This window comes from Hartmannibacter diazotrophicus, from assembly GCF_900231165.1.
Classification (GTDB): Bacteria; Pseudomonadota; Alphaproteobacteria; order Rhizobiales; family Pleomorphomonadaceae; genus Hartmannibacter; species Hartmannibacter diazotrophicus.
This window is the reverse complement of sequence record NZ_LT960614.1, coordinates 1,139,814-1,159,477: the sequence shown is the minus strand read 5'-3', so window position 1 is coordinate 1,159,477 and position 19,664 is coordinate 1,139,814. Positions and strand designations below refer to the sequence as shown.

Below are 19,664 nucleotides of genomic sequence, written 5' to 3'. Positions count from 1 at the left end.
CACCAAACTTCTGAGTTGGGCAACTGACATCATCGGCGCTCCCACGCCGGCATGATGCCTTTTCCAGGTCGAAGCCCCCGTGCGACGGCCGCTCCTGTCTTAGCTCACCGGTCGATAGCCGGCTGTTATGTCGAGGGCCTGGTCTGATGTTCCTTCCGCGTTGCCTGCGTGGCGCCGCCTTTCTTGCTTGTGCTTTCGCCGTCCTTGAGATGACGGGCGTGCCCGCCCTGGCCGGCGAACTCGTCGACCATGCCACGACGGCCGAAAAGCTGCTCGGGGAAGACAAGCCCGTCCAGGCGCTTGCGGAAATGGAGGCTGCCTTCAACGCCGCCTGGGATCTTGCGCCACTCGGTTTTTCCGAGGCCCTTTTCGTTGCGGCCCGCCCGGCCGGTTTCGGGATCTATGACGCCCGCCCTTCCAACATCTTCAAGGAAGGCGAGGACATGCTGGTCTATGCCGAGCCCTTCGGCTTCGGCTATGGCCGCGACGGCGAGTTGTTCCTCATCGACTTCAAGGCCGATTTCGAGCTGAGGACGCCGACCGGCCAGGTGCTGCACCAGCAGGACGGCTTTGCCGACCTGAAGATGCGCAGCCGGCGCCGGAACAAGGAGTTCCAGGTCTTCATCACCTACAATTTCTCGGGGTTGAAGCAGGGCGACTATGTGCTCGTGACGCGGCTGCACGATCTTCACTCCGACAAGGTCGCCTCTTTCGACCTGCCATTCACGATCGTCCCCGGCGACAGTTCGAGCACGCCGCCGGCGGGCAATGCAACGACAGGCGCCACGCCGGCTCCCGCTGCGCCCGCGCAATGATGCAGGTCCGTCCGGCGACGGACAGTGACGGCCCGGCGATCGCAAGGCTTATTGCCGACGTCTTCGCCGACTACGAGAACTGCCCGTTCGACCGGACCGAGTTCCCCGAACTCGATGCGCCTGCCTCCCACTACTCGGCCCGTGGCGGCGCGCTGTTCATCGGCGAGGTCGAGGCTCACCCGTTCCCGATTGCCGCCAGTCTCGCCTATTCGGTGCCCGAGCCGGGCATTGCGGAGCTGCACAAGTTCTACCTCGACAAGTCCCTGCGCGGCCGGCGAATGGGCTTCCAAATCTACGAGCGCGTCCTCTCCGAAATCCGCTCGCGCGGACTTCGGCGCATTCGGCTCTGGACCGACACGCGCTTTCAATCCGGGCATCGCTTCTATGAACGGGCAGGCTTCGCGCGCCAGCCCGTGACGCGGTTTCTCGACGATGTCACGCAGGCATGGGAATATGCCTATACAATCGAATTGAAACCGGCATGACCTTGAAAACGCTCGCCTCACCCCTGCCTGTCATCGTTGCCATCCTCGCCATCTTCCTGCTGTCGATCATGGATGCGGCGATCAAGACGCTGACCAGCAGCTTTCCGACAGCCGAGATCGTGTTCCTGCGCTATCTCTCCGGGCTTTTCGTCGCGATGGCGGTGTTTGCCGGCAGCGGCGTTGCGCTGCCCAGCCGTCAGGGGCTTGGACGAGCGGCCCTGCGAGCGGTCACCATCCTGGTGACAGCCGGCTTCTTCTTCCACACGCTGAGCCTGCTGCCTCTCGCGGAAGCGGTCGCCATCACCTTCACAGCCCCGCTGTTCCTGACCCTGCTGGGCCGGCTCATTCTCGGCGAACCGGTCAGCCGGCACGCCGCGCTCGCCATCGCGCTGGGCTTTGCCGGGCTCGGCATCATGTTCGCCGGACGCATCGCCTCGGAGACCACCAGCGGCGAACCGATCGGCTATCTCTATGGCCTGATCGCTTCCTTTTCCTATTCGCTCGCCACGATCCTGTCGCGCAAGGACAGCGCCCACGACCATGTCATCGTCATGGTCACCGCCCAGCATTTCTTCGTCACAGCCTTTTCCCTGCCCTTCACCTTGTCCGTGTTCGTCATGCCGCACGGGCACGACCTCCTCTTCTTCGCGCTGATCGGGCTCCTGGGTGCGTCGGGTCATTTCGCGCTCGTCTGGGCCTATGCCCATGCTCCGGCTTCCCGGCTTGCGCCAATCGAGTTCACGTCTCTCCTCTGGGCGCCATTGTTCGGCCTCGTTTTCTTCGCAGAAAGACCGACGATGCCGACCATCGCCGGAGCCGCGCTGATCGTCGCGGCTGCCACTCTCGTGATCCGGCAGGGATCCCAGTCGGACGCGCCCGCCTGAAGAAATCTTCCAAGAATTTTTGCCCTGCCCGTTGCGGTGCCATTGACAACACGAAGTCGTGATCCTATCTCGGCTGCGTCTGTTGGCACTCCTCCATGCCGAGTGCTAACAGGCGCCGGAATTTTCCGTGCGAGGCAAAAACCCGCACGCCCCCAAGAGGAGCATGAACTCATGAACTTCCGTCCGTTGCACGATCGCGTGGTCGTTCGTCGCCTCGAGTCCGAGGAGAAGACCGCCGGTGGCATCATCATTCCGGATACCGCCAAGGAAAAGCCGCAGCAGGGTGAAGTCGTCGCCGTCGGCCCCGGTGCCCGCGACGAAGCCGGCAAGATCGTGGCGCTCGACGTCAAGGCTGGCGACAAGGTTCTCTTCGGCAAGTGGTCGGGCACCGAAGTCAAGATCGACGGTCAGGATCTCCTGATCATGAAGGAAAGCGACATCATGGGCATCGTGGCCTGATCGGCCGATCCCTGATCTCGCTTTTTTTGTATTCCAACCATTCCAAGGAAAGATCCGAACATGGCTGCCAAGGAAGTCAAATTTGCTGGCGATGCGCGCGAAAAGATGCTGCGCGGCGTCGACATCCTCGCCAACGCGGTGAAGGTCACCCTCGGCCCGAAGGGCCGTAACGTCGTCATCGACAAGTCGTTCGGCGCCCCGCGCATCACCAAGGACGGCGTCTCCGTCGCCAAGGAGATCGAGCTCGAGGACAAGTTCGAGAACATGGGCGCCCAGATGGTGCGCGAAGTGGCCTCGAAGACCAACGACATCGCCGGTGACGGCACGACGACCGCCACGGTCCTCGCCCAGTCGATCGTCAAGGAAGGCGCCAAGGCGGTTGCCGCCGGCATGAACCCGATGGACGTCAAGCGCGGCATCGACCTCGCCGTCGCCGAGGCCATCAAGGACCTGCAGGCCCGCTCCAAGAAGATCTCCACCTCGGCCGAAGTCGCCCAGGTCGGCACGATCTCCGCCAACGGCGAGACCTCGATCGGCGCCATGATCGCCGAGGCGATGCAGAAGGTCGGCAACGAGGGTGTCATCACCGTCGAGGAAGCCAAGACCGCCGAGACCGAACTCGACGTCGTCGAAGGCATGCAGTTCGACCGTGGCTACCTGTCGCCCTACTTCGTGACCAACGCGGAGAAGATGATCGCCGATCTCGAGGATCCCTACATCCTCATCCACGAGAAGAAGCTCTCCAACCTCCAGGCCATGCTGCCGGTTCTCGAGGCTGTCGTTCAGTCCTCGCGCCCGCTCGTGATCGTTGCCGAAGACGTCGAAGGCGAGGCTCTGGCCACGCTCGTCGTCAACAAGCTGCGTGGCGGCCTCAAGGTTGCCGCCGTCAAGGCTCCGGGCTTTGGCGACCGCCGCAAGGCCATGCTCGAGGACATCGCGATCCTCACCGGCGGCCAGGTGATCTCCGAGGACCTCGGCATCAAGCTTGAGAATGTCACGCTCGACATGCTCGGCCGCGCCAAGAAGATCCAGATCACCAAGGAAAACACCACGATCGTGGACGGCGTCGGCGAGAAGGCCGACATCGAGGCTCGCGTTGGCCAGATCAAGGCGCAGATCGAGGAGACCACCTCGGACTACGACCGTGAGAAGCTGCAGGAGCGTCTTGCCAAGCTCGCGGGCGGCGTTGCCGTGATCCGCGTCGGCGGTGCGACCGAGGTCGAGGTGAAGGAGCGCAAGGATCGCGTCGACGACGCCCTGAACGCCACCCGCGCTGCCGTTGAAGAAGGTATCGTCCCGGGCGGCGGCACGGCTCTGCTGCGTGCCAAGGTCGCCGTCGAGAAGCTCTCGTCCGACAACTCCGACATCCAGGCCGGTATCAAGATCGTGCTTCGCGCGCTTGAGGCTCCGATCCGCCAGATCGCCGAAAACTCCGGCGTCGAAGGCTCGATCGTTGTCGGCAAGGTCAGCGAGATGGGCGAGACCAAGGGCTTCGACGCCCAGAACGAGACCTATGTCGACATGATCGAGATGGGCATCATCGACCCGACCAAGGTCGTTCGCACGGCTCTCCAGGACGCGGCTTCGATCGCCGGTCTCCTCGTCACCACCGAGGCCATGGTCGCCGAGCTGCCGAAGGACAAGTCGGCTCCGGCCATGCCGGGCGGCGGCATGGGCGGCATGGGCGGCATGGACTTCTGATCCGACTAGGATCGGAACGTCTGTCAAAGCCGCCCATCACTTGGGTGCTGAAGTCGGCAAGAGCCGACTTCAGGTGGCGGCATGGACTTCTGATCCGACCAGGATCGAAGCTTTCGCTGACAAAATCCGGAAAGGCGGGCCAATGGCCCGCCTTTTCTGTTTCTGGAGACACCTGCAGTCCGGATGAGATTTCCCACAACACCGTTGCGCAAGCGAACGTCGGCTATGCCGCACCAATGTCGACAAGCCAAATCGGAAGATTCAATACTTCAGTTTTTCTGAATCTCGCTTCATTTCTTCTAAATACTCCAGCAATTCCCGGTTCTAACCGTTTATATCTGGCATAATGGATGGCAGATTGACGCTACATACTTATGCGAAATGTCGCAGCATCACATTTTAACTTGAGTCGATGACTTCGTCTTCTTATCCCATTGGACAGTATCGCGCTGATCACAAGCCGTCCCTTGACATGGCCGCCCTCAATGATGGCCGGCGGGGGATCCACGGCAAAGATGCGCGTTCGCGTCATATGGGGGAAGCGAGCCGGACATGATCAGGAACAAAGTCATCAGCGCCGCCGAGGCGGTTGCCCTCATCCGCGACGACGACGTGATCTGCACGACGGGCTTCGTCCAGAGCTGCATTCCCGAGGCCCTGCATGCCGCCATCGAGAAGCGCTTCGTCGAAACCGGGGCGCCAAAGGGCTGCACGCTCATCATGTGCGCCGGCGCCGGCGACAGCAAAGGCCTCGGCACCGGCCGCCTGCATCATGACGGACTTCTGAAACGCGTGATCGCGGCGAACTTCGGACGCATGCCGAAGGTCGCCCAGGCGGCAGCCGAGAACCGGATCCACGGTTACAATCTGCCTCAGGGCGTCATCTCGCAGCTCTACCGGGCCTGCGCAGCCGGACAGCCGGGCCTCTTCTCAAGGGTCGGCCTGCACACCTACGTCGATCCACGTCTCGATGGCGGCAAGGTCAACGCCGTCACCCGCGAGGACATCGTCAAGCTGGTCGAGGTCGAGGGCGAGGAGTGGCTTTTCTACAAGGCGACCCCCATCGACGTCGCGCTGATCCGTGGCACCAGCGCCGATCCGGCCGGCAACATCAGCATGGAGCGCGAGAGCCTGACGCTCGATGTGCTGGCGCAGGCGATGGCCGCCCACAACAACGGGGGTATTGTCATCGCGCAGGTCGAGCGGATCGTCGAGCACGGCTCGATCAAGCCCAAGGACGTGAAGGTTCCCGGCATCCTCGTCGACTGCGTCGTCGTCGCGGAATGCCCGGAAGACCACCGGATGAACTACGGCGTCCAGTACAATCCCGCTCTTGCCGGCGAGATCCGGGTACCGGTCGATGCGATGCCGAAGATGCGCCTCGACGAGCGCAAGATCATCGCTCGGCGGGCGGCCTTCGAACTGCCGCTCAACGGCGTGATCAATCTCGGTGTCGGCGCGCCGGACGGTGTCGCATCGGTGGCCAACGAGGAGAAGGTGACGCCCTATATCACCATGACGACCGAGGCCGGCGCTGTCGGCGGCGTGCTGGCGGGCGGCTCCAGCTTCGGTTCGGCGGCGAACGCCCACTCGATCATCGACCAGAACCAGATGTTCGACTTCTACCATGGCCGCGGCCTCGACCTGACCGTGCTCGGCAAGGCGGAGTGCGATGCGGCCGGCAACGTCAACACCAGCCGCTTCGGCGGCCGGCTCAACGGCTGCGGCGGCTTCATCGACATCTCACAGAATGCCCGCGCCGTCGTCTTCACGGGCACCTTCACGGCCGGCGGGCTGGAAGTCGCCATCGAAGGCGGCGCCCTGCACATCGTCAAGGAAGGAAGGGCGCGCAAGTTCGTCAGGAATGTCGAGCAGATCACCTTCTCGGGCAAATATGCGCAGATGCGCTCGCAGCCGGTTCTTTACGTCACGGAGCGCTGCGTCTTCGAACTGACGCCGGACGGACTGGAACTCATCGAGGTCGCACCCGGCATCGACATTGAGCGCCATATCCTGGCGCAGATGGACTTCGAGCCCCTGATCGTCAAGCCGACGCTCATGGACCGGCGGATCTTCACCGACGAGCCGATGAACCTGATGGACGACCTGCTCAATCTCAAGCTTTGCGAGCGCGTGAGCTATGACACAGATCGCAACATCCTGTTCCTCAATCTGGAGGGATGGAACGTGCGCAAGAAGGGCGACATCGACGATCTGCAGAAGATTCTCGTCGACGCCTGCGTCAAGGCCGGCAAGCGCGTCCACTCGGTGGTCAATCACGAAGGCTGCCGCATCGCCGACGATCTCTACGATGACTATGCCGGCATGATCCAGCATCTGCTGGAGCACCACTACGCGACGACGACCCGCTATTCGACGAGCGCCTTCCTGCGGCTGAAAATGCAAGAGGCCCTGAGCAAGCGCGGCATCGCCCCGCATGTGTTCGAGCGTCAGGAGGAGGCCCACGCCTTTCTGCTGGAGCATGTCTCCGGCGTGCAGGCCGGATTCAAGAACGGCGCGGCGAGCCTTGATGCGCATTGCCGGATGCATTGAACACGGCCCGCACTGCGACCGGAGCCGAAGATTGATTATGCCCAATGCTGGCGACAGCCGAGGGCAAGGAGCGGTCTGCTAACGGTGGGAGAAGACCGCGCATCGGGCGCGGCCATCCTGTCCTGTTCGAGCCCGCCATGACAGCCTTCCGCGCCAGCGTCCGCGAATTCCTTTCGATCGCCCTGCCCTATTTTCGCTCGAAGGACCGATGGCGGGGGCGTGGCCTCCTCGGCGCGGTCATCGCGCTGCAGCTCTTCTCCGTCTGGCTGGACGTGCGTTTCAACGAGTGGAACAACACATTCTACAACGCGCTGCAGGACAAGAAGCTCGACATCTTCTGGCATCAGCTCGGCATCTTCTCGATGCTCGCGGCCGTCTACATCCTGACCGCCGTCTACCAGCTCTATCTCTCACAATGGCTGCAGATCCGCTGGCGCGGTTTCATGACTGAGAATTACCTGTCGCGCTGGCTCGGCGGCGGCAGGCACTACCGCATGGCGCTGACCGGCCAGTCCGCCGACAACCCGGACCAGCGCATTTCCGAGGACACCGCGGGCTTCGTCTCCGACACGCTGTCGCTCGGCGTCGGCCTTCTCGGAGCCATCGTCTCGCTGGTCTCCTTCGTCGTGATCCTCTGGTCGATCTCGGCCAATTTCCCGCTCGAGCTCTTCGGCAAGAGCTTTGAGATTCCCGGCTATCTCGTCTGGGCGGCAATCCTCTATGCCGGACTCGGCACCTTCGTCACCCATCTCGTCGGGCGCCAACTGGTGCCGCTCAACTTCGACCAGCAGCGCTACGAAGCCGATTTTCGCTTCAACCTCGTGCGCATCCGCGAGAATGGCGAGGAGATCGCGCTGCTTGCCGGCGAAAGGCGCGAGGAGGACGGGCTGGACCGCCGCTTCGGCAACGTGATCGGCAACTGGTACCAGATCATGTCGCGGCAGAAGAAGCTGACCTTCCTCACCTCCGGCTACGCCCAGCTTGCGGTGATCTTCCCCTTCGTCGTCGTCAGCCCGCTCTATTTTGCGGGCAAGATGCAGCTCGGCGACCTGATGCAGACGGCCTCGGCCTTCGGCCAGGTGCAGGGCGCCCTCTCCTTCTTCGTGACGGCCTATGCCTCGATCGCCGCCTGGAAGGCCGGACTCAACCGGCTTGCCGGCTTCGAACGCAATCTTTCGTCGCCGCGCGCCGAAGCGACGGCGGACATCGATCGACGCCCCCGCCCGATGTCGGGACTTGCCGTCGAAACGCTTGAGGTCCGCACGCCCGAGGGAACGCGTGTCATCTCCGCCAACGGCCTCATGTTCTCCGCGTCTCGGGCGAGCCTCATCACCGGGCCGTCGGGATCGGGCAAGACGAGCCTCGTGCGCGCCATCGCCGGTGTCTGGCCCTTTGCCGAGGGCCGGATCGACACACCGCCGGACGGACGGATCATGGTGCTACCGCAAAAGGCCTATCTGCCGATCGGCAGCCTGCGCGACGCGCTCGCCTATCCAGGTTCAGCGGGAGACATCCCCGACGCCGACATGCGCGATGCGCTGGCGGCCTGCGGCCTTTCCCATCTCGCCGGCATCCTCGATCAGGGCGACGGCCACCCGCATCTTGCCTCGCGTCTTTCCGGCGGCGAGCAACAGCGGGTTGCCTTCGCCCGCGCGATCCTTGCCCGGCCCGATGTGCTGATCCTCGACGAGGCGACGTCGGCTCTCGACGAAGCCTCGGAGGCCGCGCTCTATCATCTTCTGAAGGAGCGGCTGCCGGACGCCGCCGTGATCTCCATCGGCCATCGCTCCAGCCTTGCCGTGCTCCACGACGAGATGCATGCGGTCACGAAGGAAGATGGGGACGTTTTCGTGCTGCGATCAGCCAAGGCGTCCGAAACGGCACTGACGCCGGCGTGAGCTCATCATACCGAACGATAACACCAAATTTCCCTTCATTGTCTACTTTTCGATGACAATCAGTTGCGACATTGCCGTCTACCCTCCAGGCTCCAGATAGACGATCTTGTGATCATCAAAACGGCGCCGGCCAAAAGTTGTGTGAGCTGGCCGAGCGCCGAACGACTGTCCAAGCAAACAAGATCGACCGGCAAATCGCCTTCTCAATGACGATTGGCCTGTCTCCCACCAGATCAACGGAGCCAATCATGTCCAAGATTCAAGACCCGGCCCTTCTCGCCGCACGCGTTCTCATGTCGCTCATCTTCATCACGTCGGGCTGGAGCAAGCTTTCCGGCTATGCCGGCACGCAAGCCTATATGGAAGCCATGGGCGTGCCCGGCGCGCTGCTGCCGCTCGTCATTCTGACCGAACTCGGCGGCGGCCTTGCCATCCTCCTCGGCTTCCAGACCCGCATCGCGGCCTTCCTGCTCGCCGGCTTCTGTCTCGTCTCCGGCTACCTCTTCCACTATATCGCGGCCCAGGCCGGCGGTGACGGTGCGATGATGCAGATGATCAACTTCTGGAAGAACGTCGCCATGGGTGGCGGCTTCGTCGCGATCCTCGCGGCCGGCGCGGGCGTCTTCTCCATCGACGGCAAGCTCGGCAAGGCCTGAATCGCGGCCAAGCTGCCCGGCTTGCTTGCCCTTCGTCCTGCCATCCGCTAGGACACTGCCAACGAAACGCGCCCGGATTTTCCGGGCGCGGATTTTTTGGCGAGTGAAGACCGACGGCCGGACGCTATGCCACGGCTGCGGCAGGGCAAAGACGCATGAGCACGACGTCCGACAACAAGACCGCCGCACGGCTGCCGCGCGGCCTCGTCGACCGCACCGCGGACGACATCCGCGCCATGGACGAGATGACGTCCAAAATCCGGCAGACCTACGAACTCTACGGTTTCGAGCCGGTCGAAACGCCAATCATCGAATACACCGACGCGCTCGGAAAATTCCTGCCCGACCAGGACCGCCCCAACGAGGGCGTCTTCTCCTTCCAGGACGACGACGAGCAGTGGCTGTCGCTGCGCTACGACCTGACCGCGCCGCTTGCCCGCTATGTGGCCGAGAATTACGAACGCCTGCCGAAGCCCTATCGCAGTTTTCGCGCCGGCTGGGTCTTCCGCAACGAAAAGCCCGGCCCCGGCCGCTTCCGCCAGTTCATGCAGTTCGACGCCGACACGGTCGGCGCGCCGTCGGTCTCGGCGGACGCGGAAATGTGCATGATGATGGCCGACACGCTGGAAGCGCTCGGCATCGCGCGCGGCGACTACGTGATCCGCGTCAACAATCGCAAGGTGCTGGACGGGGCGATGGAAGCGGCCCGCCTTGCCGGCGACACGCTGGCCGGCGTGCGGCTCAATGCCCTACGCGCGCTCGACAAGTTCGACAAGTTCGGGCTTGAGGGCGTCTCGCTGCTGCTCGGCCCCGGCCGCAGGGACGAGTCCGGCGACTTCACCAAGGGCTGCGCCCTCGAAGGCGACCAGATCGCCATCCTTCTTTCCATTCTCGGCGACCAGCCGCTTCACAGCTTGGCAGACACGATCGCCGCGTCGGTTCGGGGCGTCGAGGGCATCGAGGAACTCAAGACGATCGAGGAACTCGTTCGCTCGGCCGGCTACGGTGAGGACCGCATCAAGATCGACACCTCGGTCGTGCGCGGCCTTGAATATTACACCGGCCCAGTCTTCGAGGCGGAGCTGCTCTTCCCCGTCACCAACGAGGACGGGCAGGTCGTCCGCTTCGGTTCGGTCGGCGGCGGCGGGCGCTATGACGGCCTCGTCGGCCGTTTCCTGAAGGAAGACGTGCCGGCGACGGGCTTTTCCATCGGCGTCTCCCGCCTCGCCTCGGCGCTGAAGACGCTCGGCAAGCTCGGCGCGAAGCGCACGCGCGGCCCGGTCGTCGTGCTCGTCATGGACAAGTCGGCGATTGCCTCCTACCAGACCATGGTGGCCGAGCTTCGCGCCGCCGGCATCCGCGCCGAAATGTATCTCGGCTCGTCGGGCATGAAGGCGCAGATGAAATACGCTGACCGGCGCGACGCGCCGCTTGCCATCATCGAGGGCTCCAACGAGCGCGAGGCCGGCGAGGTGCAGATCAAGGATCTCGACCTCGGCAAGGAAATGTCCAAGGAGATCGCCGACAACGAGACCTGGCGGGCGAGCCGCCCGGCACAGGTGACCGTGAAGCGGGCCGATCTCGTCGCCGAGGTGAGCCGCATGCTCGCCGCGATGGCCGAGGGCTGAGACCATGCAGGACGGGGCCGTCGCCAGGACCATCGCGCGCGTCTCGGAACGCTTTGCCGGGGCAGGCTTTGCGCCCGTCGAGGTGCCGGTTCTGCTGCCGATGGAAGACTTCGTGCGCATTTCCGGCGAGGAATTCCGCCGCCGCATGTTCGTCACCACCGACGGGCGCGGCGTCGAGCGCTGCCTGCGCCCCGAGTTCACGATCCCCGTCTGCCGCAAGGCGGTGGCGACCGGGATTGCCGGCGATGCCGTCCGCTTCAGCTATTCCGGTCAGATCTTCCGCAACGGCCGTGCTGGCGAGAGCGACGAGGTCTGGCAGATGGGCGGCGAGCTCATCGGCCGCCATGACCCGGCGGGCGCGGATGCCGAAATTCTCGCGCTGGCGCTCGACATTGCCCGCGACAACGGCGTTTCCGCGCCGCAGGTGACCATCGGCGACGTTGGCCTCTTTGCCGCCCTTCTCGATGCGCTGGCGCTTCCCGCCGCCTGGAAGCGCCGCCTGATGACCCAGTTCGGCGACCCGCGCAAGGTGCGCGAGACGGTGCGCCACATGCATGCGCCGGCGAGCGGCTTTGCCCAGTTCTCGCCCCATGCCGACGTGATCAAGGCGCTGTCGGAGTTTCCGAGCGAGCGAGTGGGCGAACTCTTCGCCGACATCCTCTCCATCGCCGGCATCCAGTCCGTCGGCGGGCGCACGACATCGGAAATCGCCGAACGTGTGCTGGAGCAGGCAACGCTTGCCGCCGAGACCGTCATGCCGGCGGGCGCGACCGACATCGTCGACGCCTTCCTCGATCTGGAACTGCCGCTCGCCGAGGCCGCCGACAAGCTGAAATCGCACGCCCTCATGGCCGGCGCCGACAAGGGTGCGCTCGCTGCCGCCATCGCCCGTTTCGAGGCGCGCATCGACGCCTTCCAGGCAAGCGGCATCGCGCTCGACAACGTGACCTTCTCGGCGAGCTTCGGCCGGCGGCTCGGCTATTACGACGGCTTCGTCTTCGACATCACCGACCCGCGCGCCGCCGGGCTCGGGCAGGTCTGCGGCGGCGGTCGCTACGATGCGCTGATGACGAGCTTCGGCGCACCGGCCGACGTCAAGGCAGTCGGCTTTGCGGTCTGGACCGAACGGCTCGCAGGACTGGAGGCGTCATCGTGAACGGCAATCTCGTCATCGCGATCCCCTCCAAGGGACGGCTTCAGGAGCAGACGCTCGCCTTCTTCGAGCGCGCCGGCCTCGTCATCCGGCAGGCGCGCGGCAGCCGCGACTATTTCGGCACCATCGCCGGGCTCGACAGCGTCGAGGTGCAGTTCCGTTCCGCCTCCGAGATCGCCCGCGAGGTCGGCGCCGGCAACGTGCATCTTGCCATCACCGGCACGGACCTTCTGCACGAAACGCTCGGCCCCGCCCATGCCGAGATCGAGCCGGGCGAAACATTGGACGACTTTGCGCCCGCGCCCGCACACCTCATCACGCGGCTCGGCTTCGGCCACGCCAATCTCGTCATCGCCGTGCCACAGGCCTGGCTCGACGTCGTCTCGATGGCCGACCTTGCCGATGTCGCCGCGCGCTTCCGCCTGAAGCACCACCGGCCGATGCGGGTCGCGACGAAATATGTCGGCCTCACCCGCCGCTTCCTCACCGGCCACGGCGTCTACGATTATCTGATCGTGGAAAGCCCCGGCGCGACCGAGGGGGCGCCCGCCGCCGGCACCGCCGAACTCATCGTCGACATCACCTCGACCGGCCGCACGCTCGCCGACAACGGGCTCAAGATCATCGACGATGCGACGATCATGCGCTCGCAGGCCGCGCTCGTCGCCTCGCTGGCCGCGACCTGGGGAGACGACCAGAAGGCGGCCGCGCGCGCGATCCTGACCCGCATCGCGGCCGATGCCGAGGCCCGCGCGACGTTGCGCGTGGAGGCCGACCTGACGGCGGCGACGGGCATCACCGGGGAACTGGCCGAACGCTTCGGCGTCAGCGCGCCGTTCGCGTCTGCCGAGGGCCGCGTCATCCTGCTGACGCCGGCCGGCCGGGTGCACGATCTTTCGACCTACCTGCTGTCGCAGGGCGCCACGACCATCACGGTCTCGCGCATGGACTATGTCTTCAAGGCCGAGAATCCGCTCTACGACGCGCTGGCGGCACGGCTCGGCTGAGGCCCTGCCCTTCCGGTTCCGCTACCAAGCAGGCCGGACGAAGGCCGCCCGCGCCGCCTCTACATGGGCGCGGCAGTGGCAGCCCTCGACATGGTCGTTGACGACGCCCATCGACTGCATGAAGGCGTAGACCGTCGTCGGTCCGACGAAAGACCAGCCATCCTTGCGCAGCAGCTTGGAGAGCGCCGTCGACTCCTTCGTCTTGCCGAGCGTCATCAGCGCCGCCTTGTCGCAGACCTTGGGCCGGCTTTCCGGATCGGGCTCATGGCTCCAGACGAGCGCGGACAGGATCAGCCCCCGGTCGCGCATCGCCCGGGCGCGTTTGGCGTTGTTGATGACAGCGAGGATCTTGCCCTTGTGGCGGACGATGCCGGCATCGCCCAGCAGGCGCTCGACATCCGCATCGCCGTATTCGGCCACCTTGTCGATGTCGAAACCGGCGAAGGCGGCGCGGAAATTCTCACGCTTGCGCAAAATCGTCAGCCACGAAAGCCCTGACTGGAACCCCTCCAGACACAGCTTTTCGAACATCAGCCGGTTGTCGGCGACGGGACGCCCCCATTCCTCGTCGTGATAGCGGCGATAGTCGTCAAGGCCGCCCTGCCACCAGCAGCGTGCGATCCCATCGGCACCGACATCCAGTCCGTCTCCCCGTGCGTCTTCCATGGCGCCCTCGCGTATCGTTCTCTTTTTGTTCCTTATCACACCCGAAAATGCCCCGCAACCCGCTGCTTCGGACGGCCTTCGGATGGACTGAATCGAATGGATCAGGCGAACAGCGCGTCGATATCGTCCTGGCTGGCGATATCTTCATCGACGTGATCGAGAGCCGGGCCGTTGAGGAGAGCGGCGTCGCCCTCGCGCTTGGCCATCTCTTCGGCCTCGATCTCCGAGAAGCCCTCCATGCCGCCCCAGATCTCGATCATCCGGTTGACGCGATCCTCGACGAAGCGCAGGGCATTGACGACCTTGGTGATGCGCTGGCCGGTGAGGTCCTGGAAGTTGCAGGCCTCGAAGATGCCGACCACCCGTTCCTGGATGTCGGCGGCAAGGTCGTGGTCCTCGCCCTTGGTGCGGGCGCTGAGCGTGTTGGCGGCGTCGTCGATCGCCTCGGCGGCGGACAGGATCGATTCCGTCGCCATTTCCGTGCCGTTGACGACGGCATCGAGTTCGTCGGTGACGCGGGACATTTCCCGCCCCTCGAAATTGGAGACATGCAGCGTCGCGATCTCGCGCTTGGTCTGCAGGATCGCGGCCTGGATCTCGTCCATCTCCGACTTCAGCTTCATCGCCTCGCTGAACTGGCGGCGATAGTCGTCAAGAACCGTGGCGCTGATATCCTGGGACGGCGTGATGAGGCGCTTCAGATCCTGGATCTCTCTCAGGATCGCCGCCGTGTCCGCGGACGAGGGTGCAGCCGAACGGGGCGCATGCGTGGCCAATCCCTCAGAACCGTTCATGAAGGATTCGATCCGGTAAGCCCGCCGCCTCATCGACATGTCTGCTCATCTCCAGTGCGCAACATTCCGGAAAATACCGATGGCTCATTAACAATCTGTTTTTACTGACGCGGTTGGCGCACCTCGGAAATGGCGGGTCATTCCCGTCGACCCGAATTGTCCAGTTCTCACTTTAAATTAACTTTCAAAAGGCTCTCTCGTCCGGCAGTCTTTGCGGCGATCCATGTGTTCATCACCGGGAGCCGTCGACCGAACGAGAGGCACGGTCGAAGCGGGGCGCGAAGGCAGCCGAGTGCCTGTCGGGCCGACCGGAGAGAATGAAGCAGAGCACCACGTCCGGGGCGGCGGCGTGGCGTTGTCGTCAACCGGGCAACAGGCACGAGGACAGCATCGCCTTTTGACCGCCGATCGAAGGACCTGTCGCATGCAGGGGTTCATTTCGCCGCCCAAGACGAGGCCAGCCTCGCCCGGTTCGTTTCCTGCGCTTTTGAATTCTGCCGCTCGAAGGCTGTTTCGCCTTGCAACGGTTGCTTTGGTCTCCCTGACGATTGCCTCGGTGCCTGCCGATGCCGGCAGCCTTTCGCATATTTCCGACGCCCAGCTTTCGCACGGCTTTCTCATGACCGTCTTCGGGACCGAGGGGCGGACCCGTTCGCCGCGCTCGCGCCTGCGGAAGTTCGAGCAACCCGTCCGCTTTTCCGTCGAGGACAGGACGGGCAAGGGAATGGACCGGAAGGTGGCCGACTTCATCGCCCGGCTGCCGCGGATCGTTCCCGGCCTCGATGCCCGTCTCGCCATGCCCGGCGAGAAAGCCAACTTCGACGTCATCATCACCACGCGGGCGAACTACCGGGCGAGGCCGTCGCTGGCGTCCCTTAGCGGCGAGCTGCCCGGTCAATGCGCCACCGTGATGCACTACGGCCGCTCGTCGATCCGGCAAACGACATCCTATATCGTCGCGGACGAAGGGGCATACCTCTTCAACCGCTGCATGGTCGAGGAAATCCTCCAGGGGCTCGGGCCGATCAACGACGACAACTCGCTGAAGCTCTCCATGTTCAACGACACGTCGCACTACCAGCGGCTGACGGCCTTCGACCGGGCGATCGTCAACATGCTCTACGATCCGCGCATCACCTGCGGCATGACCATGGCGGACGTAACGCCTCTCCTGCCTCAGGTGATCCGCGACGTGCGGCGCAAGCTGCGTTGATCGGGACGCCCTCCGGCGCAAACGGCGACGAGCAGCCTCTCCGCGTGGTTGCAATTCGTTCACGATCTTTCCAGACGGACCATTAACCCTGCCGTCAAATCGCTCGAATTGAAGCGATCGGAACCAGCTTCGATTCACCAATCGATTCCGAATTTCCACGTAGCGTTGCCGGCAACGGACGCGGTGCATCGTCACCGCAGTGCCGTCATCGAACGTTGACTGCCGCATGCGGGTCATGCAGCGGCGGGCGGCGTCGGCGATGGCATTCCGGCATTTTCGCGACCCGGGAACCGGCGACGGACACGCGTCCACCGGTCCTCGGGAGGTCATCCACGACTGTTTCGTATTGGGTCTGTCGATGAAGAATTTTCGTCTGTTCCTGGCCGCCGCGGCAATGGCGGCCACATTCGCCCCGGCCCATGCGGCCAGCGTTCGCTATGCCACACCGCCGCCGGTCGTGCTGAGCCCCGATGCGGTCGATCCGTGGGTGCTCCAGCTTCGTCCTGGCCAGAAGCCGATCTATGCCGCGCCCAAGGCCCAGGCACGAGCCACACGCCTGCCTGATCCGCGCAGGGAGCAGCGGCAGCAGGCGAATGTCCAGCCGAGAACGGTCGCCGTGACCCCGACCCGGCAGCTTGCCCCCGAGTTCCTGCCGACGGTGGTCGACTACTCCGGCCCCTACAAGCCGGGCACGATCGTGATCGACACCGAAGATCGCCATCTCTTCCTGGTCGAGCAGAACGGGCGCGCACGGCGCTATGGCGTCGGCGTCGGCCGCCCCGGCTTTGCCTGGGCCGGAACCCACAAGATCACCCGCAAGGCCGAATGGCCGGGCTGGACACCGCCGCCGGAAATGCGCCAGCGCCAGCCGGACCTGCCGCGCTACATGGAAGGCGGGCCGAAAAACCCGCTCGGCGCCCGCGCGCTCTACCTCGGCTCGACGCTCTATCGCATCCACGGCACGTCGCAGCCCTGGACGATCGGCCAGGCCGTCTCGTCCGGCTGCATCCGCATGCGCAACGAGGATGTCAAAGACCTCTACACGCGCGTGAATGTCGGCACGAAGGTCGTCGTCCTGCGCTGAGCCTTCCGTCCTCTTCCAAGGATTGTCGCGAGCCGCCGTGCCGAAAGGTGCGGCGGCTCCGTCCTTTTCAAGGCATGGAGGAAATCACAGACGCCCGAGGAAATTCTGATAGGCGTTGACCGTGCACTGGCGCGGATCGGAGGCCTTGGCGCAGCCATTGCGCTTGCGCCGCCAGTCCCGCTCCTCGTTCTTCAGCCCGGAAACATCGACGGCAGACGCCTTCGCCAGCGCGGTCGCCATCGTCTTGGCCAGCTTCAGGTCGAGCTGCGCCAGTTCATCGTCCGAGCAGATCAAATTCTCCACATCGCCGTGAGCCTGATCGCAGTCAAAGCTCGGCTTGATCGCGGCGGTCCAGCCGCCCAGCGGAAACAGAAGGGTCGCGACAAAGACGGCAGCCCCCAGACGGCTGGCCCTGTCCGAACCCCTTTTGTGATGACGATTATTTCTCATGACCCTGCAAACCAAGTCCAACGAATTCAAATAAATGGTTGGCCGGCAACCCACTTACAATGCCGGTCGATGACGCTGTGGCCGGTAATTGATCCCCACTCCGCCCAACGGCTTGCCGCCATTGGAACCACGTCATCGCAACGCACAACGGTTGCCACCGTAGCATCAACCAAGCACGAAGAAAAAGACGCAAGGGCTGCTGGAAGCCGATTTTTTCGCATTGCAACACGGAATTCCCGACAACAACGCAAAGACCGGTCATGGCTCAGGGCCGGAAATCGCAAGTGAAGACGCGGTCAGGATAGAATATCCAGCGTCTTCTGCGTCATCTCGTCAGCAACCTTGAGGGTCTTCACCGAAGCTTCGTAGGCAAACTTGGCGCTGATCTGATTGACGACCTCCGAGGTGAGATCGACATTGGGCTCGGCGACGAGACCGTCGGCGTTGGCATTCGGGCTGTCGGGGTCATAGGCGAGGCGATAGGGCTGCGGCTTCGTCGTCACCTGCGTTGCAACGCCCGACGCGGTCGCTGTCTGGCTCACGACCGCCGGCGCATAGGCGTTGCTTGCCCCAGTCGCGTCGGGAACCTTGCCGGTCGTCCGGACATTGGCGACGTTGGCCGCCGAGACCTCAAGACGTTTCGAGGCCGCCATCATGCCGGAAAGCGACGAACGGATAGCCGAAAGCATGAACCCAACTCCCCTGGAGCATAACGCCTTCAAGCGACTGCGCATGAACGAGAGCGTCATGGTCCGCATTCAAGAGCATGGAGCGGCGTGATGACCGCTCCAGCCGCGACGCGAACGTCGCCGCAAGACCCAACCGACGGGGAGTTTACGCCGGTTGAGCTTTCCGTTTCCTCAACTGCATCGATCAAATGCCGTGCAAAGCGCGAGGGAGCAGCCCGCCCGCTCAGCCAAGCGCAGCGGGCTTGTCGCCGCCGTAGGCCCAGTCGAGCAGTTCGGCCGTGTGAACCACCGGAACGGCCGTTCCCGAGCCGATCTGCGTCATGCAGCCAATGTTGCCGGCGGCGATCACGTCGGGCGTCAGGCTTTCGATATTGCGGACCTTGCGGGCTTTCAGCCGATCGGCAAATTTTGGTTGCAGGATGTTGTAGGTGCCCGCCGAGCCGCAGCAGAGATGGCTTTCCGGGACGTTCATGACCTCGAAGCCGGCGGCGCCAAGCAGCCGTTGCGGCAACTCGCGAACCTTCTGGCCGTGCTGCAGCGAACAGGCGGAATGATAGGCGACGCGAAGTCCGGATTTCACCGACGGCTCCGGAAGCGACAGGCTGCCGAGATACTCGCTGATATCCATGGCAAGGCTCGCGACCCTGGCCGCGCGGTCCGCATACTCCGGATCGTCGGCCAGAAGGTGGCCGTAGTCCTTGATGGTGGTGCCGCATCCCGACGCCGTGATGACGATGGCGTCGAGCCCGTCGCCGTCGATCTCCTTCATCCAGGCGTCGACATTGCGGCGGGCGAAGTCGCGGGCGTCTTCCTCCTCGCCCATATGCTGGACGAGGGCGCCGCAGCAGCCCTCGCCGCGCGGCAGGACGACTTCGACGCCGACCCTTGCGAGCAGCCGGGTCGTGGCGGCGTTGATCCCCGGATCGAGCACCGACTGCGCGCAGCCGGACAAGAGCGCGACACGGGACCGGCAGACGCCTTCGGCCATGGTCACGGTGCCGGGCTTCGGTCCGACCCGCTTCGGCAACGCCTTCGGCGCCAGCACCAGCATGCCGGCAAGGCGCTTGCCCGTCTCACCCATCGAGCCAAGCAGCCCGGCGAACGGGCTGCCGAGACGGGCTGCCGCCAACGCGAGACGGAAGCGGCCGGGATGGGGCAGCACCATCGCCAGCATCTTGCGGACATAGCGGTCGCCCGCCGGGCGGCGGTAGGTCCTGGCGATGTGGACCCTGGCATGGTCGACAAGATGCATGTAGTCGACGCCGGAGGGGCAGGTGGTCATGCACGACAGGCACGTCAGGCAGCGGTCGACGTGGAGGGCCGTCACCTCGTCGGCAGGCCGGTCGTTTTCCAGCATGTCCTTGATGAGGTAGATGCGCCCGCGCGGGCTGTCGAGTTCGTCGCCGGTGAGCACGAAGGTCGGGCAGGTCGCGGTGCAGAATCCGCAGTGAACGCAGGTTCTGAGGATGCGCTCAGAGGCGGAGATCCTTGGATCCTCAAGCTGAGCGGGCGTGAAATGGGTCTGCATG

18 protein-coding genes are annotated in these 19,664 nt (G+C 64.2%); 13 read left to right on the top strand and 5 right to left on the bottom strand.

Translation table 11 applies throughout. From position 1 onward, the window contains the following. Positions 1 to 218 precede the first annotated feature (218 nt). The 11 genes from HDIA_RS05405 (at position 219) to hisG (ending at position 13,239) form a co-directional block, all read left to right on the top strand. A complete protein-coding gene (locus tag HDIA_RS05405) occupies positions 219 to 815 on the top strand; it encodes a hypothetical protein (protein WP_157775335.1) in 597 nt (198 codons plus the stop codon). Next, positions 812 to 1,300, top strand: a complete 489-nt coding sequence (locus HDIA_RS05400; RefSeq protein ID WP_099555079.1) for a GNAT family N-acetyltransferase — start codon at positions 812 to 814, stop codon at positions 1,298 to 1,300. The genes HDIA_RS05405 and HDIA_RS05400 overlap by 4 nt, the downstream gene beginning before the upstream one ends. Beyond that, a complete protein-coding gene (locus HDIA_RS05395; RefSeq protein ID WP_162292612.1) occupies positions 1,297 to 2,184 on the top strand; it encodes a DMT family transporter in 888 nt (295 codons plus the stop codon). The genes HDIA_RS05400 and HDIA_RS05395 overlap by 4 nt, the downstream gene beginning before the upstream one ends. 171 nt (positions 2,185 to 2,355) lie before the next feature. After that, the gene (gene groES, locus HDIA_RS05390; RefSeq protein ID WP_099555076.1) at positions 2,356 to 2,643 is read left to right on the top strand and encodes a co-chaperone GroES; all 288 of its coding nucleotides are present in this window, start codon (positions 2,356 to 2,358) and stop codon (positions 2,641 to 2,643) included. Positions 2,644 to 2,703: 60 nt separating this feature from the next. Beyond that, positions 2,704 to 4,344 carry a chaperonin GroEL gene (gene groL, locus HDIA_RS05385; RefSeq protein ID WP_099555074.1) on the top strand — a complete coding sequence of 547 codons (1,641 nt, stop codon included), beginning with the start codon at positions 2,704 to 2,706 and terminating at the stop codon, positions 4,342 to 4,344. A 552-nt stretch (positions 4,345 to 4,896) separates the two neighbouring features. Then, positions 4,897 to 6,897: an acyl CoA:acetate/3-ketoacid CoA transferase gene (locus tag HDIA_RS05380; protein ID WP_099555072.1), complete on the top strand. Its 2,001-nt coding sequence runs from the start codon at positions 4,897 to 4,899 to the stop codon at positions 6,895 to 6,897. 137 nt (positions 6,898 to 7,034) lie between these two features. Next, positions 7,035 to 8,795, top strand: a complete 1,761-nt coding sequence (locus tag HDIA_RS05375) for an ABC transporter ATP-binding protein/permease (protein ID WP_099558718.1) — start codon at positions 7,035 to 7,037, stop codon at positions 8,793 to 8,795. A gap of 248 nt (positions 8,796 to 9,043) precedes the next feature. Further along, the gene (locus HDIA_RS05370; protein WP_162292611.1) at positions 9,044 to 9,451 is read left to right on the top strand and encodes a DoxX family protein; all 408 of its coding nucleotides are present in this window, start codon (positions 9,044 to 9,046) and stop codon (positions 9,449 to 9,451) included. A 155-nt stretch (positions 9,452 to 9,606) separates the two neighbouring features. Then, complete coding sequence (hisS, locus tag HDIA_RS05365; protein WP_099555070.1) at positions 9,607 to 11,079, top strand: histidine--tRNA ligase; 1,473 nt, start codon at positions 9,607 to 9,609, stop codon at positions 11,077 to 11,079. Positions 11,080 to 11,083: 4 nt separating this feature from the next. After that, a complete protein-coding gene (locus HDIA_RS05360) occupies positions 11,084 to 12,235 on the top strand; it encodes an ATP phosphoribosyltransferase regulatory subunit (protein WP_099555068.1) in 1,152 nt (383 codons plus the stop codon). Further along, on the top strand, positions 12,232 to 13,239 hold the full coding sequence (gene hisG, locus HDIA_RS05355; RefSeq protein WP_099555067.1) for an ATP phosphoribosyltransferase: 1,008 nt from the start codon (positions 12,232 to 12,234) through the stop codon (positions 13,237 to 13,239). Before HDIA_RS05360 ends, hisG begins: the two co-directional genes overlap by 4 nt. A gap of 21 nt (positions 13,240 to 13,260) precedes the next feature. On the opposite strand, the gene HDIA_RS05350 is transcribed toward hisG, so the two are convergent. Together HDIA_RS05350 and HDIA_RS05345 are read right to left on the bottom strand one after the other, a co-directional pair. Continuing rightward, positions 13,261 to 13,905: a DNA-3-methyladenine glycosylase I gene (locus tag HDIA_RS05350; RefSeq protein WP_099555065.1), complete on the bottom strand. Its 645-nt coding sequence runs from the start codon at positions 13,903 to 13,905 to the stop codon at positions 13,261 to 13,263. A gap of 101 nt (positions 13,906 to 14,006) precedes the next feature. Continuing rightward, positions 14,007 to 14,738: a protein phosphatase CheZ gene (locus HDIA_RS05345; RefSeq protein WP_099555063.1), complete on the bottom strand. Its 732-nt coding sequence runs from the start codon at positions 14,736 to 14,738 to the stop codon at positions 14,007 to 14,009. A 517-nt stretch (positions 14,739 to 15,255) separates the two neighbouring features. On the opposite strand from HDIA_RS05345, the gene HDIA_RS05340 reads away from it, so the two are divergent. Together HDIA_RS05340 and HDIA_RS05335 are read left to right on the top strand one after the other, a co-directional pair. Next, positions 15,256 to 15,912 (top strand): DUF2927 domain-containing protein, encoded by a 657-nt coding sequence (locus HDIA_RS05340; RefSeq protein ID WP_157775333.1) that lies wholly within the window; start codon positions 15,256 to 15,258, stop codon positions 15,910 to 15,912. A 358-nt stretch (positions 15,913 to 16,270) separates the two neighbouring features. Beyond that, positions 16,271 to 16,996: a L,D-transpeptidase gene (locus tag HDIA_RS05335; protein ID WP_173796184.1), complete on the top strand. Its 726-nt coding sequence runs from the start codon at positions 16,271 to 16,273 to the stop codon at positions 16,994 to 16,996. 84 nt (positions 16,997 to 17,080) lie between these two features. Here HDIA_RS05335 and HDIA_RS05330 read toward each other — a convergent pair whose 3' ends face one another. From HDIA_RS05330 to glcF, 3 genes are all read right to left on the bottom strand, one after another. Continuing rightward, positions 17,081 to 17,446 carry a lysozyme inhibitor LprI family protein gene (locus HDIA_RS05330; RefSeq protein ID WP_099555059.1) on the bottom strand — a complete coding sequence of 122 codons (366 nt, stop codon included), beginning with the start codon at positions 17,444 to 17,446 and terminating at the stop codon, positions 17,081 to 17,083. Positions 17,447 to 17,742: 296 nt separating this feature from the next. Beyond that, positions 17,743 to 18,135 carry a flagellar basal body rod protein FlgC gene (locus tag HDIA_RS05325; RefSeq protein ID WP_099555057.1) on the bottom strand — a complete coding sequence of 131 codons (393 nt, stop codon included), beginning with the start codon at positions 18,133 to 18,135 and terminating at the stop codon, positions 17,743 to 17,745. Positions 18,136 to 18,358: 223 nt separating this feature from the next. After that, positions 18,359 to 19,663 carry a glycolate oxidase subunit GlcF gene (glcF, locus tag HDIA_RS05320; RefSeq protein WP_099555055.1) on the bottom strand — a complete coding sequence of 435 codons (1,305 nt, stop codon included), beginning with the start codon at positions 19,661 to 19,663 and terminating at the stop codon, positions 18,359 to 18,361. Position 19,664 lies beyond the last annotated feature (1 nt).

What these genes read in the sequence shown, in the direction of transcription:
- HDIA_RS05400 (WP_099555079.1), top strand. Translation starts at nt 812, where the DNA reads ATGATGCAGGTCCGTCCGGCGACGGACAGTGACGGCCCGGCGATCGCA.
- HDIA_RS05395 (WP_162292612.1), top strand. Translation starts at nt 1,297, where the DNA reads ATGACCTTGAAAACGCTCGCCTCACCCCTGCCTGTCATCGTTGCCATC.
- groES (WP_099555076.1), top strand. Translation starts at nt 2,356, where the DNA reads ATGAACTTCCGTCCGTTGCACGATCGCGTGGTCGTTCGTCGCCTCGAG.
- groL (WP_099555074.1), top strand. Translation starts at nt 2,704, where the DNA reads ATGGCTGCCAAGGAAGTCAAATTTGCTGGCGATGCGCGCGAAAAGATG.
- HDIA_RS05380 (WP_099555072.1), top strand. Translation starts at nt 4,897, where the DNA reads ATGATCAGGAACAAAGTCATCAGCGCCGCCGAGGCGGTTGCCCTCATC.
- HDIA_RS05375 (WP_099558718.1), top strand. Translation starts at nt 7,035, where the DNA reads ATGACAGCCTTCCGCGCCAGCGTCCGCGAATTCCTTTCGATCGCCCTG.
- HDIA_RS05370 (WP_162292611.1), top strand. Translation starts at nt 9,044, where the DNA reads ATGTCCAAGATTCAAGACCCGGCCCTTCTCGCCGCACGCGTTCTCATG.
- hisS (WP_099555070.1), top strand. Translation starts at nt 9,607, where the DNA reads ATGAGCACGACGTCCGACAACAAGACCGCCGCACGGCTGCCGCGCGGC.
- HDIA_RS05360 (WP_099555068.1), top strand. Translation starts at nt 11,084, where the DNA reads ATGCAGGACGGGGCCGTCGCCAGGACCATCGCGCGCGTCTCGGAACGC.
- HDIA_RS05350 (WP_099555065.1), bottom strand. Translation starts at nt 13,905, where the DNA reads ATGGAAGACGCACGGGGAGACGGACTGGATGTCGGTGCCGATGGGATC.
- HDIA_RS05345 (WP_099555063.1), bottom strand. Translation starts at nt 14,738, where the DNA reads ATGTCGATGAGGCGGCGGGCTTACCGGATCGAATCCTTCATGAACGGT.
- HDIA_RS05335 (WP_173796184.1), top strand. Translation starts at nt 16,271, where the DNA reads ATGAAGAATTTTCGTCTGTTCCTGGCCGCCGCGGCAATGGCGGCCACA.
- HDIA_RS05330 (WP_099555059.1), bottom strand. Translation starts at nt 17,446, where the DNA reads ATGAGAAATAATCGTCATCACAAAAGGGGTTCGGACAGGGCCAGCCGT.
- HDIA_RS05325 (WP_099555057.1), bottom strand. Translation starts at nt 18,135, where the DNA reads ATGCTTTCGGCTATCCGTTCGTCGCTTTCCGGCATGATGGCGGCCTCG.
- glcF (WP_099555055.1), bottom strand. Translation starts at nt 19,663, where the DNA reads ATGCAGACCCATTTCACGCCCGCTCAGCTTGAGGATCCAAGGATCTCC.